This window comes from Rhodococcus sp. IEGM 1366, assembly GCF_033142425.1.
Lineage (GTDB): Bacteria > Actinomycetota > Actinomycetes > Mycobacteriales > Mycobacteriaceae > Rhodococcus_F > Rhodococcus_F globerula.
This window is the reverse complement of record NZ_JAWLRZ010000003.1, coordinates 397,710-415,441: the sequence shown is the minus strand read 5'-3', so window position 1 is coordinate 415,441 and position 17,732 is coordinate 397,710. Positions and strand designations below refer to the sequence as shown.

The window sequence follows — 17,732 nt, the reverse complement described above, 5'->3', positions numbered from 1 at the left end:
TCATGGACTTCGACCTGCTTGGCCCCCTTCCTTCCGGCACAACGGTATTGGAAGCAAGCGCGGGCACGGGTAAGACCTACGCGATTGTGGGTCTGGCAACTCGGTGTGTCGCCGAAGGTGTGGCGGATATTTCGCAGGTACTGCTGGTTACGTTCAGTAGGGCTGCAACACAGGAGCTTCGGGAGCGGACGCGTGAGCGGTTCGCTGGTGTATCGGCTGCGCTGGCAGACCCGGACGGTGCTCGTCACTCGGAAGACGTGTTGGTTCGTCATCTGGCATCTGCCGGCGACGAAGAGGTGGCACGTCGCCGCCGCCGACTTCTGCAGGCACTCGCGGAGTTCGATTCCGGCACCATGACCACAACGCACAGCTTCTGCCAGCGGATGCTCGACGGTCTGGGTATCGCGGGTGAGCGGGAACCGGATGCGACGTTTGTCGAGTCGGTCGACGATCTGATCGACGAGGTTGTGTCCGATCTCTACCTCGTCCGCTACAGCGCCCTGGATACGTCCCCACCGTTTTCTGTGAAGGACGCACTGGCGATCGCGCGGAGTGCGGTCGCAGACGGGCAAGCTGTACTCGAACCCGATGCCGACGAAGACACCATCCCGGGGCAGCGGGTGTTGTTCGCGGCGGCAGCGCGGGACGAAGTCGAACGACGCAAACGTGCCAGGGGGATTCGCGACTTCAACGACCTCCTGACGTTGCTGCACGGGGTGCTCGCCGACCCCGACTACGGACAGGAAGCCTGTCGCCGCGTGCGCGAGAAGTTTCGTGTGGTCCTGATCGACGAATTCCAGGACACCGACCCACTGCAATGGGATATCTTGCGCCTCGCATTTCACGGGCACACCACGCTGGTTCTTGTCGGTGACCCCAAGCAGGCTATCTACGCGTTCCGTGGAGCCGAGGTGCTGAGCTACCTCGACGCCGTACACCAGGCCGATTCGCATCAGGAACTCACTACCAATTGGCGCAGTGACCCCGGTCTGCTGGCTGCGCTCGAGCATCTGTACGGCGGTGCAGCGCTGGGTAACGACAGCATCGTCGCTCATCCGGTTGCGTCGTCGCACAAGGTTTCCCGGCTTTCCGGGCAGCCGGCGATGCGTTTGCGTTATCTGCCGCGCACCGGCGCAGGTCCGCTCAATCGGTCGCAATTTCCCGCGGTCGGCAGATTGCGGAGCCGAATCGCCGACGACCTGGCCGCCGACGTCGTGCGCGTGCTCTCGAGTGGTTCCGAGCTGAGTCTCGGTGGTGTGAGCCGGCCTGTTGTACCCGGCGACATTGCAGTCCTGGTGCGTAATCACAAGCAAGCCGAGATGATTCGTGGCACGTTGGAACTCGTCGGTGTTCCGTCTGTATTGACCGGCGGCTCCAGCGTCTTCGCGACGGCGAGCGCAAAACACTGGCTGTGGCTGTTGCAGGCCGTCGAGCAGCCTCACCGTGCAGATCGGGTGCGGCTGGCTGCGCTGTCGCCGATTCTGGGCCATACGCCCGAGGCGATGGATTCCGATGGCGACGCCGTCGTGGCTGCCGTGTCCGGGCAGTTGCGAGTGTTTGCCGAGCTGTTCCAGCGAATCGGGTTTGCGGCAGTGTTCGAAAAAATATCGGGTGAAACAGGTTTGGAGCGAAGAATCCTGTCGTCGCCGTCCGGCGAACGTGATTTCACCGATCTGCGTCACGTGGCGCAATTGCTGGGCCGAGTCGCGGCCGAAGAATCGTTCGGCCTGAGCGCCCTCGTACGGTGGTTGGGGGATCGGATCAAGGACCCGGCGTCGGGAAGCGTGAGTGATCGCAGCAGACGTCTGGACAGCGACGCAGCGGCAGTGCAGATCGCCACGGTTCACGCCAGCAAGGGCCTCGAGTTCCCGATTGTGTACGTGCCCTTCGGTTGGGACAGCGTCGGCGGATTCGCCGCTGCGACCCAGATGCTCCACGACGGCGACGGACGCCGGATTCTCGACGTCGGTGGGGCTGAAGGGCCGGGTTACAACACTCGGAAGCTGACTGCTGAAACGGAGGGAGCGGGCGAAGAGTTGCGTCTGCTGTACGTGGCGCTCACCCGGGCGCAGTGTCAGCTTGTTCTTTGGTGGGCACCGGCATACGGCACGTCGCGGTCTGCGTTGCACAGGTTACTACTCGGGCGTACACCCGGAATCGTGGAGCCCGCCCGAGTGGTGAAAGTACTTGATGACGGCGCCATTGCCACGCGATTGGAATCGTGGCCGGCGGACCGCTCGGACGTGATTTCCGTCGAGTCGGTCGGGCCGCACCCACCGTCGGTCGATCGTTGGTCCGAATCCGTCTCGGAGACCTACGAGTTGGAGGCAGCTCGCTTCGATCGTGACCTGGATACGCTGTGGCGCCGGACGTCGTATTCGGCGTTGACGGCGGGCGCTCATCATGCGCCCACCACCGGCAGTGAGGTCGAGGATCCGGGGAAGGACGACGAACCGGCGGACTTCGTGGACGTCGGACCCGTGGAAGCCTCACCGGAGGCATTGCCGTCGCCGATGAACGGACTTCCCGCGGGCGCCGCGTTCGGCACGTTGGTTCACGAAATTCTCGAAGTTGTCGATACCTCCGCTGTGGACTTACGCAGCGAACTCGAGATGCGATGTGCACAGGCGGTTTCTGCGCGGGCTGCGGACCTGGACCCGGTGGCGCTGGCGAACGCGCTCTTTGCAGTCATGCACACGCCACTGGGCTTCGGAACGCTGGCGACAATCGATCCTTCGGATCGACTGCCGGAGTTGGACTTCGAATTGCCGCTGGCCGGTGGTGACGATCCGGTGTCATTGATGGTCACGCTGCGTCAGGTGGCCGAACTTCTCCGAAAGCATCTGCCGCACGACGACATTCTGGCGGGTTATGCCGATCACCTGGGCCGGGTCGACGCCATACCGATGCGGGGATTCCTGACCGGCAGTATCGATGCAGTACTGCGCATTCCGGGGCCGTCGTTCGTGATCGTCGACTACAAGACCAACAGGTTGGGGCGCGGTGATCTCACGGCTGCGCATTACACCCGGGACCTGATGGCAGCTGAGATGATTCGCTCGCATTACCCGCTTCAGGCTCTGTTGTACTCGGTTGCATTGCATCGCTATCTGCGGTGGCGACTTGCGGATTACGATCCGGGGCGGCATCTGGGCGGAGCGCAGTATCAGTTTGTCCGGGGGATGCTCGGACCGGAAAGTCCGCCGGAATGCGGTGTATTCGAGTGGAAACCACCGGCCGCGCTCATCGTCGAGTTGTCGGATCTGCTCGCGGGTCGATCTTCGCCTGACGTACTGGAGTTCTCATGACCGAAGCGCAGTTGGCCCAGCGAGCGCGTGGGATCGTGCGCACGTTCAATGAGGCCGGGGTCCTTCTGGCCGCCGACGTCCACGTTGCTGTCAGATTGTGCACGCTGGGCGGGGAACCGTCGCCAGGCGTGATGTTGGTGGCCGCGTTGGCGGTTCGGGCGGTGCGCTCGGGATCGGTTTGCCTGGATCTACGACGCATGCAGGATGTCAGCGTCGACGGGGCCACCGAAGCCGAACTTGCCGCGTTACCCTGGCCGGAACCTGAAGCGGTGATCAGCGCGTTGCGGTTGAGCCCCTTGGTGATCGGCGGAACTGCCGGGCCGTTGCGACCGCTGCGACTGGTGGATAGCGATGACGGAGAGTTGCTATACCTGGATCGGTACTTCCTGCAGGAGCAGACAATTCGGCGGGTGCTCGACGAGCGAGCCGAGACGCATCCGACAGTCGACACCGAACAGTCGCGCACCCGATTGCAGACAACTTTTCAGGGGGATTCAGGCCATACCAGTGGCCCTGACCGACAGCGCATTGCGGCAGCCCTGTCGCTCACACACTGGACGACGGTTATCGCGGGTGGCCCGGGTACCGGCAAAACTCACACGGTGGCACGTATTCTTGCGCTGCTTCTCGAAGAGCACGGCAGCGAGTTACGAATCGGTCTGGCTGCGCCCACCGGCAAAGCGGCTGCGCGATTGCAGGAGTCGGTGCGCGAGCAGGCGGAGCAGTTGAAACTTCCGGCAGACCTCACGGCGATGACGCTGCACCGTTTGTTGGGCTGGCAACGGGGCAGCGCCAGCAGGTTCAAGTACAACGCGTCCAACCGCCTGCCGTTCGATGTGATCGTGGTGGACGAGACGTCGATGGTGTCGTTGACGTTGATGGCTCGATTACTCGAGGCCGTGCGTCCAGACGCGCGACTGCTGTTGGTCGGCGATCCGGATCAGCTGACGTCGGTGGATGCTGGCGCGGTCCTCGCGGATCTTGTTGCACGACCGTCGAATGCGGAGGGAAACGAGGCGCTGGCCGACATTGTCGGTGCGGACTTGGAACCTGGAGGTACTGCCGAATCACTCACCGCGCACGATCGTGAACGTCTCCGCGGCGGCATAGTTCAACTTTCCCGTGGCCGACGATTCGGCGGAATCATTGCGCAGTTGGCAAGCGCGGTTCGGGAGGGCAAGGCAGAGGAGGTTATCGGCCTTCTTCGTAGCGGTGATCCCGCCGTGTCGTTTCACGCGCCCGAAGACCTCGACGCGCTGCGTTCCGATATCGTCACGAGCGCTGAGTCCGCGACTGGATTCGCGAAGCAGGGTGACGCGATGAGAGCGCTGAAAGCGATGGAATCGCATCGGCTTCTGTGCGCACACCGCGACGGCCCGTACGGCGTCAGCCGGTGGGCAAAACAGGCCATGGACTGGGTGGGGGCTGCGGCAGGGGAGTTCCTGAATCCTGAACAGTGGTATCCCGGCCAGCCGCTGTTGGTCACAGCCAACGACTACGAGGTCGGCATCTACAACGGAGATACCGGAGTGATTGTCGAGGGCGAGGGCGGAGTGCTCATGGCAGCCTTCCAGCGCGGCGACAACAATTTCCAGTTGCACCCGAGCTCATTGTCGTCCGTGCAGACGGTCTATGCGATGACCATCCACCGAAGCCAGGGCAGTCAATACGACACCGTCTCCGTCATGTTGCCGGCCGAGGCGTCGTCGCTGCTCACTCGGGAGTTGTTGTACACCGCGATTACTCGCGCGCGAACTCATGTTCGCGTGATCGGAACGGAGGAGTCCGTGCGCGCCGGCGTCGAACGCCAAGTGCTCCGGGCCAGTGGCTTGCGACGTGCCATCCGTCCCTACGACGGTTGATCGAGCTGGAGCTCGCGGCGTGAGTAGTCTGCTTCGGCACCGTCCATGAAGACCCGCAGCATCTCGGTGAAGAGCTTCGCGTCCGACCAGTTACCCTGCTGCATAGACTCGTTCAGTTGGTCGTCGAACTGGTCAGGATTGGCGAAGGGGGCCATTGCGGGGCGTCCGGTGGCGACGCACATAGCCGCCCCGATGGTCATCCGATGGGTCGCTTCGAGAATGAACATCTGATAGTTGGTGGGGACATTCGCAGCGGCCAGTACCAGGCAGTGCTCGGCGTAGAGCTTTTCGAGCAAACCGCGTGGGAAGTACTCGACGACGAGCGGTGCGGCCCGAGAATGCTTCAGGAGTGTCTCCCGGAATCTGACCGAGGCCTCGATCAGCCATTGTTTCCAGTCGCCTCCGACGGGAGCGGGTGTTCGCGGAGTTTCCATGACAATGGATCGCGCCACTCCTGCGAGGATTTCGGCCTTGTCGGAGAAGTGATTGTAGAGCGATGGAGCCTTCACTCCCAGGGCCGCCGCGATTCGTTCGAGACTCAGCGATCCTGGACCGTCCGCGTCGGCAATTTCGATTGCCGCGCGGATCACCGTTTCACGTTGTATCAATGGTTTCCGGCCCATACCGACCCTTACTCCGATCATGCCGTCACCCACGTGTGCGGCAAGTGCTCACATCATTATGGCGTGGGTGACGTCGCGGCCGGCAACCTGCCCGGCATGAACGCTCCCGCTCAGGAAAGTCGGTCGGAGGTTTCCAGGTGCCGTGGCGAAACCTGTGCGGCCCGCTGGGGTAGATCATTGAATTGCACACGAAGAGGGGCCTTGTTGATCTTCATTCCCGCAGTCCGCGGCAAGGGATCGGTGAGGAACTCCACGTACCGCGGGCTCTTGTACCGCGCCAGCCGGGCACGACAGTGCTCGACGACGGCTTCTGCCGTCAGGGATCCAGCGGCTCGGAGGAGCACCGCGGGTGTCTCTCCGAAACTGTCGTCGGGCACTCCGATGACGGCTACTTCGAGGATTCCCGGGATCTCCATGATCACGCGTTCGATTTCCGCGGCGTAGATGTTCATACCACCGGAGATGATGACGTCCTTGATTCGGCCAACAATTCGAATCGCGCCGCTGGCGTCCCGCGTTCCGATGTCACCGGTATGCAACCAGCCGCCCTCGAAGTTTGCCTTGGTGAGTTCGTCGTTGCGCCAGTATCCAGCGGCTACGCCCGGACCGGAGATCAGGATTTCTCCCGGAGTGTCAGGGGCGCAGGGTGTTCCATTCGCATCGGCGATCATGAACTCGTTGAGAACGCCTCCGAGCCCAACGCTGTCGGGCTGATTGAGTGCCATGTCCACCGAGGGAATCGTTGCGTTGGACTGTGATTCGGTCAGCCCGTATACCTGGCGCAATCCGACGCCCTTGTCCGACCAGGCCCGGATCAGTTCCACCGTCACAGGATTACCTCCGGTGAAAGCTACTGTCAGGGACGAGAGGTCCGCGCTCGCAAACTCCGGGATCGCGGCCATTTGTTCGTAGAAGATCGTGGTGGCACCCAAGTGTGTGATTTTGCAGTCGCGGATCAGCGCCAGAGCAATGCTGGGATCCCAGTCGGGGAGGAAGACTGAACTGCCGCCGAGCGTCAACGGCCCGAGGAAGCCGTTGAGGAGTCCGGCCGCAAACGACATCGAACTGACGTTGAGTGACCGCGCTCGCATGAAAGACGGTTCTTGCAGGCACCACTCGAAGAAGGCGCTCAGCAGTGATTCATGGGTGTAAACAACACCTTTGGGGTGTCCGGTCGACCCCGACGTGGAGAGAATGCACACCGGATCGGTACCGGCGCTCTGTAGCTTCGGCAGAGTCACGATCGCGGTGGAAGAGTTGCCGATCTGCTCCAGATCCAGGACGGGGAACTGTACCGACGTCTCGGAGAGTGCTGTTTCTACGGCGGTCCTTGCGTGTGCCGCGGAGATCACCACTCGAGGTTCGAGTTGTTCGACGGCCGGCCCGATCTCGGCGGGACCATTTCGTTCGTTGAGCGGACAAATGATCGCACCGAGTTTGAGTACCCCGAGTGCTGTGGCGGCCCACGTGGTGGAACTACGGCCGATGATCGCGACACGGTCACCGTGTGAGACGCCGTGCGCCATGAGTTCGGCAGCTGCGCGTGCGGCGGCGCTGTCGAGTTCTTGCCAGGACAGTTGTGCCCCGCCACATTCGATTGCCGCAGCGTCAGGCTGGCGTGTGGCCCACGCATTGAGTGGTCGGAGAATGTTACTGGGCATCTAAGACATCCTTAGCTGTGTGCAGGAGTGTGATCCAGGTCTCTCAATAGACTAATGTCATTAGGCAAAAAGTCAACAGTAAGTATCTACTTCGTAGAGAGCCGTCTCGGTGGGAGTCGAAGATCTACTTCGGTTGACTTTCAATGCAATTCGATGATCGAGAGAACAGAATGTCGGTTCGGTCATGTTGGAATGCTGCCGATCGAAACGCGCCGAATAGCTCGTCGTCCAAGGCGTCGACAGTGGTTTCGATGGATTCGGCGCCAAATTCCCAGAGGAAATCCACCGCAGAACGGACTGCGGCAATCAGGGGCGAACCTGTTGGCGCGGAACGTGGTTCCGTGATCGTCAGGCTCCGGATCGTTCCCACCCCGTTGTGCACGTCCACATCCACCGTCGCGGTGTTGCTGACGATCCGTGTAGCAGGACTAGTTCGCTTGTCTCTTAGTTGGTCCCAGACGGTATCCGTACGCTGCTCTTCGCGGCATTCATCGATGTGCACGGCGGGGGTGCGGGCTGAATCCGATACCGCCCGGGAATTGCCGTAGTCGCGGTGGGAGGGAAGCAGCAGATGATGTCGTTGGCCGATCACGACCGCATCGAAGCGCATTCCGAGGCGCAGGGCGGCAGGATGTGAACCGTATGCACAACCGAGGAACGCTGTGGTGTCGCTGTCGATCCATTGTCTGGATTCCGATTCTTCGTTGCCGAGTTCCTCGAACACAGCGGTAGCGACGCCAGTCGAGCGGAAGTCCGGATCGACTGTGAAGTCGATCGTGGTGATCTGTTCTGGTGTTGTGATCACGGTCAGTACTGCTGCCAACTGGGGTTCGCTCGATACGGGCGCGTTCCAACGATGCAGGAGCGTGCGAACTTCGGCGGTGACGCAGTGCGCGGATGCCGGTGTGGATTGCCGGTGCGGGGCGGAGAAGTCCATCTCGGCGTCGGCTGCTCGGGCGCGATCCAGCAAGCCGACGGCGGCACCGGTGGGGAGGCCCCGGTACCAGTTCAGTGACATGACGGAGGGATCCTCGACACTGGATTTCTCCGGCATGGTCAGGCCTCCGAAGGCCCGTAGATGAGCCGATCGACTTCGCGGCGAAAGAGGTGGCTGGACAACTCGTTTCGGCCGAGCAACATCGTTCCGGCATCCATGCTGGACAGCACTCGTTGTGAACCGTCGAGGATGGGGAAATCTTCATCGTGGAGTATCGAGACCAGAAAATCCCAGTTCTTCTTCCAGCGTTTCTCCCAGTGTTCCTGGGCTAATCCACTGTCCTCGACGGTAGGAGCGAGGATCCGCATCTGCATGATCGACTCGTTGGGGTTTGCCTCTACCGGACGGAATGTCAGGATCTCAATGTGAGTGGCGTGTTTGAGCAGCATGGTATTCGGTGCGAGGTAGCAACTCTCGATCGTGTGCTTCTCCATTGACTCGTCCCACGTGACGTCGTGACCGATGAACTGGTCGACGCTCTTTCGGCCGGTGAGAAACCAGAAGTGTCGTCCGTAGTCCTGCAGCGTTACGGCGTTGGTGTGCAACATCTTTCCGGCGGTATTCGGGTGCGCGTACTTCACGTGGTAGTTGTCGAGAAAACCGTCCTGCAGGATCTTCCAGTTCGTAGGACGGCGGTAAGTGTGGGGATCTATGCTTACGAGCTTCTCGACATTGAAGTCGGCGAGAATTGCGTCCATCTCGGGACCCAACCAGGCTGCTACGTCGATTTCTCGTTGAGCATTGTCGATTACCCAGATGAATCCGTGACGTTCTTCGACGGGTATTTCGACCAGTCCGAATTTCGAGCGGTCGAAGTCGCCGAATGTCGTGTCGAGCGTGACCGTGCGAAGTTCGCCGTTGGGATCGTAGGACCACCGGTGATAGACGCATGAGAAGATGCGGCATTTTCCGGATTCTTCCGACACGAGTTGGGCGCCGCGATGTCGGCACGCGTTGACGAATGCCTTGACGCTTCCGTCCTTTTGTCTGACCACTACAACCTTGTTGCGCGGGAGTTCGACTGAGATGAAGTCGTTCTTGCCTGCAAGTTCCGAGGTGTGCGCAACGATGAACGGAACTTCGCCGAAGATTTTGTCTCGTTCGAGTTCGGCACGTGCCGGATCCGTGTAGTCAGTGGCCTCGAACGGGGCGATCTCGTTCCACTGGTCGGTGACGGAGTCGTTGAGGTGGTTGAGCAAGTTCCGAAGGGCTTGATCGCGGATGCCCTGCAAGTCGAGGTCGACGTTCATGATGGGGATCTCCTTCTTCGTCCATGCGCAGTGCTCGGGGTACATGCCACCGAATATGTTGCGTTGCATTCGGTTTCGAAACCGCGTTGCACCGTGGTGCATCGCTCGTCGGCGACCCTCTCGACTAATAAACTATCGCCATTAGTCTTGGTGCGTCAAGCATCGGTTTGGCGAAGGCGTCCCTGGAGTGTCTGGTCAGGCGATAGTCGCTCGCCCGAATGCGGCGGGACGCTTTTCGAGGAAGGCCTGAACGCCCTCGCTGAAGTCGGGTTCGCTGATCAATTCGAGCTGCCCTGATCGCTCACGCTCCAGTGCGTTGTGTATTTCGGTGAGAGTCGCCGCATTGATCGCGGATTTCGTGGTGCCAAGTGCGTGAGCAGGGCCGTCGGCAATCTGCCGAGTCAGTGCTTCGACGGACTCGGCGAAGTTGTCGTCCGGATATGTTGCGGCAATCAACCCGATGTCGGCGGCAGTCGCCGCGGGGAGACGTTCTGCGAGCAAAGCCATCCTGAGGGCTCTTGCACGTCCGATCGATGCCGCGACGAGTGCAGTGGCGCCGCCGTCCGGCATCAACCCGATCTTGGTGAATGCGAGCAACAGGTAGCTGGATTCGGTTGCGACGGTGAGGTCACATGCGAGCGCCAGGGATACGCCAACTCCTGCGGCCGGTCCGTTGATCGCACCGATGACCGGATGGGGAAACGTGATGATTTCGGTGACGGAGCGGTTTGCCGCGTCGATGGTGGCGGGGGACGGTGGGTCGGAGATCTCCTCGATGCTCGACAGATCGGCACCAGTGCAGAACGTTCGTCCCGATCCTGTCAGCACCGCAACCCGGATCGCAGAGTCATCGCGGTAGTGGTTCAGCGTTGAGGCGATCGCGTCGAGTGATTCCGTGGTGACGGCGTTCATTCGAGACGGGCGGTTGACGGTGATGCGGAGAACGTTGCCGTCGACGGTGACGTCGATGCCGGCGAGATCATTACTCATGTGTTTCCAATCGGGTGTCTTATTGGCAAGGTGGTCGTTCCTGCAGCGGAATAGCTTTCGCCCCCGCTGCCGCAACCTGGCCGGCGGAACGGACTCGACGATGCGTCTTCGCTGTGAATGTTCCGATCTGTTGTTGATCGATATTACCTAACTACTGTAGGTTTGGGCGATCTGCAGTTTTCGACAATTACGGAGGGCACACATGGCCGACCAGTCGACCGTGATCGAGTCGGCGGCGCTGTATGAGCGCCGCGGTGGGATTGCAATCATCACTCTCAATCGCCCACGGGCATTGAATGCTGTCAATCAGGCGCTGTCGACGGCAGTCGGTTCCTTCCTCGAACAGGCGGATTCCGACCCGCAGGTGCGGGTCGTCGTCATCACGGGCGCCGGTCGGGCATTCTGTGCCGGCGCAGATCTGAAGGCGCTCGGCGGGGGAGAAGATCTATCCGCCCGAGGACATCGCGAGTGGGGTTTTGCCGGGTTCGTCGAGCATTGGATCAGTAAGCCGACCATTGCGGCGGTTAATGGGTTTGCCCTCGGAGGCGGTACCGAACTGGTGCTGGCCAGCGACCTCGCAGTTGTCGACGAGACCGCGTCGTTGGGGCTTCCCGAGGTGAAGCGGGGGTTGTTCGCCGCAGCCGGCGGGGTGATTCGGTTGGCGCAACAGATCCCGCGGAAAGTGGCCCTCGAGATGGCGTTGACGGGCGAACCGATCACCGCTGCGCAGGGTAAGGAATTGGGTTTGGTCAATCGTGTTGCACCCGCAGGCACAGCCCTCGAGGTTGCACTCGAGTTGGCTGAACAGATCGCCGCGAATGCGCCACTGGCGGTGCGTGAATCGAAGTCGGTGATCCATCAGACCGCGTCGGGTGCGGATTGGGAACCGGATGTGTGGGCCGCAAATGCGAAGTCCATGAAAATTGTGTTCACGAGTGCCGATGCAGCCGAGGGGCCTGCGGCGTTTGCGCAGAAACGCGCACCCGTGTGGCAAGGGCGCTGACGCCGCGCTGACCTGCACCACCGACATCCTTCGATCAAAGGAAACAACATGACCAACGCAGTAATCGTCGACGTAGTTCGTCTGGCTTCAGGCAAGGGCAAACCAGGCGGTGCGCTGTCGGGAACGCATCCGGTGGAACTCCTGGCACATGTGTTGCGCAGCATCGTCGAACGCAACGGGATCGACCCGGCGCAGGTCGACGACGTGATCGGCGGCTGCGTGCAGCAGGTAGGCGAGCAGTCACTCAACATCACCCGCACGGCGTTGCTCTCGGCCGGATTCCCGGATTCGGTGCCCGCGACCACGATTGACCGCCAGTGTGGATCGAGCCAGCAAGCCGCTCATTTTGCTGCGCAGGGTGTGATCGCCGGCGCTTACGACATGGTGATCGCGGCCGGTGTCGAGTCGATGAGCAGGATTCCCATGGGGACGGCGTCGATGGGACAAGACGCGTCAGGACCTGGGATCGTGGCTCGCTACCCGGAAGGGCTGGTAAATCAAGGTATTTCGGCGGAACTGATCTCGGCGAAATGGAAACTGGACCGCGAGACCCTTGATGCGTTTTCTGCCCAGTCACATCAGCGCGCTGCTGCTGCCGCGGCCGCCGGATACTTCGACAAGGAAATCCTGCCTATCGAGGTGGCCAACGCGGCTGGAGAAACAGTGCTGCACACGGTTGACGAGACCGTGCGCGCCTCGACCACCGCTGACGGTCTGGCGGGGCTGCGGCCGTCGTTCTACACCGAGGAGTATGCGACGCGGTTTCCCGAGGCGCCGTGGCAGATCACGCCGGGTAACTCCTCGCCGTTGACGGACGGTGCATCAGCGGTGCTGATCATGAGCGAGGAGATGGCAGCCAAGCTCGGACTGACGCCGAGGGCGCGATTCCGCGCGTTTTCGGTGGCGGGCGACGATCCGGTATTCATGCTCACCGCGCCGATCCCCGCAACCCACAAGGTCCTCGCCCGCTCGGGGCTGAGCATCGACGACATCGACGCCTACGAAGTCAACGAGGCGTTTGCGCCGGTGCCGTTGGCCTGGGCACACGAGTTCGGTGCCGATCCGGCCAAGCTCAACCCGTGGGGTGGTGCGATCTCACTTGGACATGCCTTGGGATCGTCGGGTACTCGCTTGCTGAGCACGCTGGTGTGCCACTTGGAGGCCACCGGTGGCCGGTACGGACTGCAGACGATGTGTGAGGGTGCCGGAATGGCAAACGCGACCATCATCGAACGTATCTGACTCTGTACCAACACATCTGATCAGACTGACAATCACCCGATTCGCGAGGAGCTCTTCTGTGCTGACCACTGCTTTCACCAAGACCTTCGGAGTTCGTCATCCCATCGTGCAGGGCGGCATGCAGTGGGTCGGGAGAGCCGAATTGGTTGCGGCCGTTGCGAACTCCGGCGCACTCGGCATGATCACAGCGCTGACTCAGCCGACACCCGACGATCTTGCCAAGGAGATTGCGCGAACCCGCGAGCTCACCGATCAACCATTCGGAGTCAACCTCACGATTCTCCCCGCGATCACACCGCCGCCCTACGACGAATATCGCCAGGTGATCATCGACTCCGGGATCAAGATCGTCGAGACTGCCGGCTCGAACCCCGGACCGCATCTGCCTCAATTCCACGCGGCCGGGGTGAAGGTTCTCCACAAGTGCACCAGCGTCCGGCATGCGGTAAAGGCCCAGGATCTCGGCGTTGACGGAATCAGTATCGACGGGTTCGAATGTGCCGGTCATCCGGGCGAAGACGACGTACCCGGCCTGGTGCTCATCGCCGCAGCAGCGGAGAAGATCAGCATTCCGATGATCGCGTCCGGCGGATTTGCCGATGCGCGAGGGTTGGTCGCTGCCTTGGCACTTGGCGCCGACGGTATCAACATGGGTACGCGGTTCATGTGCACCGAAGAATCGCCGATTCACCGCAACATCAAGGAAGCGATCGTTGCGGCCACCGAGGTCGACACCGAACTGATTTTCCGGTCACTACGCAATACCGCCCGTGTGGCGCGTAACAGCGTGAGTCGAGAGGTCGTCGAAATTCTCTCCAACGGTGGTCAATTCGAGGACGTGCGTGATCTTGTCGCGGGTGCGCGGGGACGAACCGTGTACGAGAACGGTGATCCTGAAGCCGGCATCTGGACCGTCGGAACTGCGCAGGGTTTGATCCACGACATTCCCACTGTCGGTGACCTGGTTAATCGCATGGTCGCCGAGGCCGAAGCTCTGATTGCCGAGCGCCTTGTCGGTGTCCTCGATCCGATCAACGCCTGACCCTGAGCAGATCAACGGTTGAGGAGAATAGCCATGCAACGCAGTCTCTTCGAGACGGACCACGACGCGTATCGGGACACGGTTCGTGAGTTCCTGGCCCGTGAGGTCGAACCGTACTACGAGCAGTGGGAAGCCGATCGGCTCATCGACCGATCTGCGTGGCTCGCGGCAGGCAAGTCCGGCATCATCGGTCTCTCGATACCGGAGGAGTTCGGGGGTTCCGGAGTCGGAGACTATCGCTTCCGGTGTGTGGTCTCCGAGGAAATCGCGCGTGCGGCTACCACGTCGTTCGGGCAGAGCGTGACCTTGCAGGACGATATTGCGATCCCGTACATCAAGGATCTGGGCACCGAGGAACAGAAGCGGCGATGGTTGCCTGGAATGGCGGCCGGTGAACTGATCGGGGCAATTGCCATGACGGAGCCTGGCGCCGGGAGCGATCTGCAGGGCGTCAAGAGTACTGCCGTTCGCGATGGTGATCATTGGATCCTGAATGGCCAGAAGACGTTTATCACCAACGGTATTCATTCCGATCTGGTGATCGTCGTGGCCCGCACCGACCCCAGTGCCGGATCGAGAGGGTTCTCGTTACTTGTGGTCGAGCGGGGGATGGAGGGATTCAGTCGCGGGCGAAAGCTGCACAAGGTCGGCCTTGCCAGTCAGGACACCGCGGAACTGGTCTTCGAGAGCGTCCGGGTGCCCGCCACAAACCTGCTGGGCACCGAAGGGTGTGGCTTTGTGCACCTGATGGAGCGTCTGCCTCTCGAACGGCTGTCCATCGCGGTCAACGCGATTGCCGCGGCTCGATCGGCTTTCGGCTGGACTAGCCGGTATGTGTTCGAGCGCAAGGCGTTCGGAAAGCGGATCGGGGATTTGCAGAACACTCGATTTGCTCTCGCGGAGATGTTGACCGAGATCGAGGTGACCGAGACTCACGTCGACCGGTGCGTTCTGGCCCTCAATGCGGGGGAACTGTCTGCTGTCGACGCGTCGAAAGCGAAGTGGTGGGCCACGGAGTTGCAGAAGCGGGTGGTGGATCGTTGTGTGCAGTTGCACGGTGGGTACGGCTACATGATGGAGTATCCGATCGGACGTTCCTACGTGGATACGCGCATTCAGACCATCTACGGCGGTACCACCGAAATCATGAAGGAGATCATCGGCCGCGACATCGCGGCCGGGTTCACCTCGTGATCGAACTACCTTTAGCGATGAGGGCGAACGACCTGTGGTCGTTCGCCCTCATCGCGTCAGCGCTCATCTGAAGCCATGACCCGGATCAGCGGGGGAGAAGCGATGGCACGAAGAAGTGGCGCATCTTGTACTTGAATCGATCCAAGGCGCCATCGTCGTCGGTGAGCGCGCTGATGTACATGATTTCGATCTCGGAGATCCATTCGCACAGCAGGCGCAGGTCGATGTCGGCGCGTATCTTGCCGCTCTCCTGAGCGTCGGACAGAATCGGTCCCCACAATTCGTAGGTCAGTTCGATTGCCTTGCCCGATTCGTTGAGAAGTTTGGTCGACAACTCCATTTCCTCAGGTGAGACCAGCATGTTGACCACAGGATCCTGGCGACCGCTTTGCACGTCTTTGCAGATACCCTCGACGATCTGGTCCTCGATCGTGGGCAAGCTGGCGATGAAAGCACGCGCCGGTCCCATGTTCACCTGCGCGCGTCGCACGATCGACGCTGTGATCAGAGCTTCGCGATCGGTGAAATACCGATACACCGTTGCTCGGGAGATATTTGCGGCTCTGGCCACGTCGGCCATAGTCGTTTTAGTCATGCCGAATCGCTCGAAGCACGACTCTGCCGCATTCAGGATTGCGATCGTCACGTCTGTCGACGCATCGGGTTCCGTCTTTGAGGTCATGGGTGAAGAATACCGCCACCCAGGACCGTGAGGCACTAGACAATCTTTGTCTCATGTGCCAGGCTTCACGTATGGAGCGTGAAGACAAGATCGAACTCACCAGGCGCCTTATCTCGCACGTGGACAACGACACCACCGATTATGCGGAAGATTTGATGCGCGTTCCGTTTTCGGCGTTCGACGACCCCGAGCTCGCAGCGCGTGAACGGGAAGTGGTTCGGCGCTTCCCGCACATCGTCGCTCACGTGGACGAGTTGAAGAAGACGGGTGACTTTGTCACTACGGATCTCATCGGAACCCCGCTGCTGGTGGTCAAGCAGTCCGACGGAAGCGTCAAGGCGTTCTCGAACGTGTGCCGCCACCGTGGTGCCAAGGTCGAGTTCGCCGAATCCGGATGCAAGCGAATCTTCAGTTGCCCGTATCACAATTGGGCGTACGGACGCGGCGGTGAACTGCGCGGGATGCCGCACGCGGAGGGTTTCGAGGGAATGGACCGCCAGCAATACGGACTGGTCGAGTTCCCGTGCGAGGTGCGCCACGGTCTCGTGTGGGTGGTGCCGACGGTTGGTGCCGACTTGGACATCGAGCACACCCTGGGCTCCAAGCACGACGCCGAGGTGATCGCGACGGGCATGGCCGACTCGTTCCAGGTTCGCAAGGAATCGTGGAAACTCGGCATGAACTGGAAGATCGCCGTCGACGGAGTGCAAGACTCGTATCACCTGTGCCAACTTCACACCAAGACGGTGTGCAACTACCTCGAAGGCAACATCACCGCATTCGATCTCGTCGATCGATCATGGCGAATCGTCGTGGCGCGCAAGTCGATTACCGAGGTGCGCGATGCAGACCCGGACTCGTTCGACGTCCGCGATTACTCGCTCGCGAATTACACGATCTACCCCGGGACCATGCTTGTCACGGAACCCAATCACTTCGAGGTGTGGACCATCGTCCCCGATACCGAAGATCCGAACGTTTCGTACTGCACGATTCGTCTTCTTTCTCCCAAAGAACCGGAAACCCCGCGTGAGAAGCGGGTGCTCGAGAAGAACTGGGAACTGCTCATGGAGACTCTGCACAACGAGGACTGGTTCGTCACGAAAACGATCACCGACAATGCGGCGCACGGTCAGGTGGACGAATTGATATACGGCCGTAACGAATTGCCGGGACAGGTGTTCCACAAGATGATCACGCGTGATGCACAGGAGCTGCTCGCACAACCCTGAGGAGACACATGGATGCCATTCCGGATTTAGCTGAGCAGTCCGATCTCTGGAATCCGAGTTGGATCGACCCGTTCGAGCCGACGGTCGAGTGCGAGGACGAATTCTCCGAATTGATCGACGCGTTGCGAGCGGTTCAAGAATCGGTTGCTCGTAGTAGACCGACTCCCGCCGGAGCGGCCGCTGCCGCCCAGAGACTGCGTGATCTCGCACTGCAGATGGCAAAATTCGAAGTCTCCGAAGACGAGCAGATTGCCGGCCGGCGCTGGGAACTTGCCGGACGAGCGCAGTCCATGGCCCCGGCGCTACATATCGACGAAGTTACCGATACCACTGCTCGGGGTCATGTGAGCGTCGGCCGATTCCATTCCGGACGGTATGCGATGAACGGCGGTGTCACGCCACTGATCTTCGACGAGATTCTCGCGAGGCTCGCCAATAGCGCTGGGCGTGCTTGGGGCCGCACCGCCTATCTCAACGTCAACTATCGCGCATTGGCTCCACTCGACGCGGTGCTGCGAGTGGAGGCGGAGTTCGTCGGTCAGGACGGGCGGAAACGGTTCATGCGGGGAGCGATGTACGACGGAGACATCCTTGTCGCTGACGTCGAAGGTTTGTGGGTAGAGCTGAAACCCGAACAGAGATAACG

14 protein-coding genes are annotated in these 17,732 nt (G+C 60.9%); 8 read left to right on the top strand and 6 right to left on the bottom strand.

The window, feature by feature from the left end:
* Window positions 1-2 precede the first annotated feature (2 nt).
* Window positions 3-3,308, top strand: coding sequence for a UvrD-helicase domain-containing protein (locus R4P64_RS11640; protein WP_317820867.1), 3,306 nt, complete (start codon window positions 3-5; stop codon window positions 3,306-3,308).
* The gene (gene recD, locus R4P64_RS11635) at window positions 3,305-5,170 is read left to right on the top strand and encodes an exodeoxyribonuclease V subunit alpha (RefSeq protein WP_317820865.1); all 1,866 of its coding nucleotides are present in this window, start codon (window positions 3,305-3,307) and stop codon (window positions 5,168-5,170) included. The genes R4P64_RS11640 and recD overlap by 4 nt, the downstream gene beginning before the upstream one ends.
* Here the strand turns inward: recD and R4P64_RS11630 are convergent.
* The 5 genes from R4P64_RS11630 to R4P64_RS11610 all read right to left on the bottom strand — a co-directional run bounded on the left by R4P64_RS11630 (window position 5,158) and on the right by R4P64_RS11610 (window position 10,691).
* Window positions 5,158-5,814, bottom strand: coding sequence for a helix-turn-helix domain-containing protein (locus tag R4P64_RS11630; RefSeq protein WP_317820863.1), 657 nt, complete (start codon window positions 5,812-5,814; stop codon window positions 5,158-5,160). The two genes, recD and R4P64_RS11630, sit on opposite strands and share 13 nt — an antisense overlap.
* An 89-nt stretch (window positions 5,815-5,903) precedes the next feature.
* Window positions 5,904-7,454: a class I adenylate-forming enzyme family protein gene (locus R4P64_RS11625; protein WP_317820861.1), complete on the bottom strand. Its 1,551-nt coding sequence runs from the start codon at window positions 7,452-7,454 to the stop codon at window positions 5,904-5,906.
* 124 nt (window positions 7,455-7,578) lie between these two features.
* Window positions 7,579-8,472 carry a hypothetical protein gene (locus R4P64_RS11620; RefSeq protein WP_317820859.1) on the bottom strand — a complete coding sequence of 298 codons (894 nt, stop codon included), beginning with the start codon at window positions 8,470-8,472 and terminating at the stop codon, window positions 7,579-7,581.
* A 38-nt stretch (window positions 8,473-8,510) separates the two neighbouring features.
* Entirely contained in the window at window positions 8,511-9,701 is a 1,191-nt protein-coding gene (locus tag R4P64_RS11615) for an aromatic ring-hydroxylating dioxygenase subunit alpha (protein ID WP_317820858.1), read from the bottom strand.
* A gap of 195 nt (window positions 9,702-9,896) precedes the next feature.
* Complete coding sequence (locus R4P64_RS11610; protein ID WP_317820856.1) at window positions 9,897-10,691, bottom strand: enoyl-CoA hydratase; 795 nt, start codon at window positions 10,689-10,691, stop codon at window positions 9,897-9,899.
* A 202-nt stretch (window positions 10,692-10,893) separates the two neighbouring features.
* On the opposite strand from R4P64_RS11610, the gene R4P64_RS11605 reads away from it, so the two are divergent.
* The 4 genes from R4P64_RS11605 to R4P64_RS11590 are packed head-to-tail and all read left to right on the top strand — an operon-like array spanning window position 10,894 to window position 15,172.
* On the top strand, window positions 10,894-11,694 hold the full coding sequence (locus R4P64_RS11605; RefSeq protein ID WP_172935894.1) for a crotonase/enoyl-CoA hydratase family protein: 801 nt from the start codon (window positions 10,894-10,896) through the stop codon (window positions 11,692-11,694).
* A 48-nt stretch (window positions 11,695-11,742) separates the two neighbouring features.
* The gene (locus R4P64_RS11600) at window positions 11,743-12,936 is read left to right on the top strand and encodes a thiolase family protein (protein WP_172935893.1); all 1,194 of its coding nucleotides are present in this window, start codon (window positions 11,743-11,745) and stop codon (window positions 12,934-12,936) included.
* 58 nt (window positions 12,937-12,994) lie between these two features.
* Complete coding sequence (locus tag R4P64_RS11595; RefSeq protein WP_172935892.1) at window positions 12,995-13,978, top strand: NAD(P)H-dependent flavin oxidoreductase; 984 nt, start codon at window positions 12,995-12,997, stop codon at window positions 13,976-13,978.
* Between the two features lie 33 nt (window positions 13,979-14,011).
* Complete coding sequence (locus R4P64_RS11590) at window positions 14,012-15,172, top strand: acyl-CoA dehydrogenase family protein (protein ID WP_317820852.1); 1,161 nt, start codon at window positions 14,012-14,014, stop codon at window positions 15,170-15,172.
* A gap of 85 nt (window positions 15,173-15,257) precedes the next feature.
* Here the strand turns inward: R4P64_RS11590 and R4P64_RS11585 are convergent, their stop codons facing one another.
* Complete coding sequence (locus R4P64_RS11585; protein WP_317542564.1) at window positions 15,258-15,854, bottom strand: TetR/AcrR family transcriptional regulator; 597 nt, start codon at window positions 15,852-15,854, stop codon at window positions 15,258-15,260.
* 71 nt (window positions 15,855-15,925) lie between these two features.
* Here R4P64_RS11585 and R4P64_RS11580 point away from each other — a divergent pair, with 71 nt between their 5' ends.
* On the top strand, window positions 15,926-17,086 hold the full coding sequence (locus R4P64_RS11580; protein ID WP_317820849.1) for an aromatic ring-hydroxylating oxygenase subunit alpha: 1,161 nt from the start codon (window positions 15,926-15,928) through the stop codon (window positions 17,084-17,086).
* Window positions 17,087-17,094: 8 nt separating this feature from the next.
* A complete protein-coding gene (locus R4P64_RS11575; RefSeq protein ID WP_317820847.1) occupies window positions 17,095-17,730 on the top strand; it encodes a PaaI family thioesterase in 636 nt (211 codons plus the stop codon).
* The last annotated feature ends 2 nt before the right edge of the window (window positions 17,731-17,732 follow it).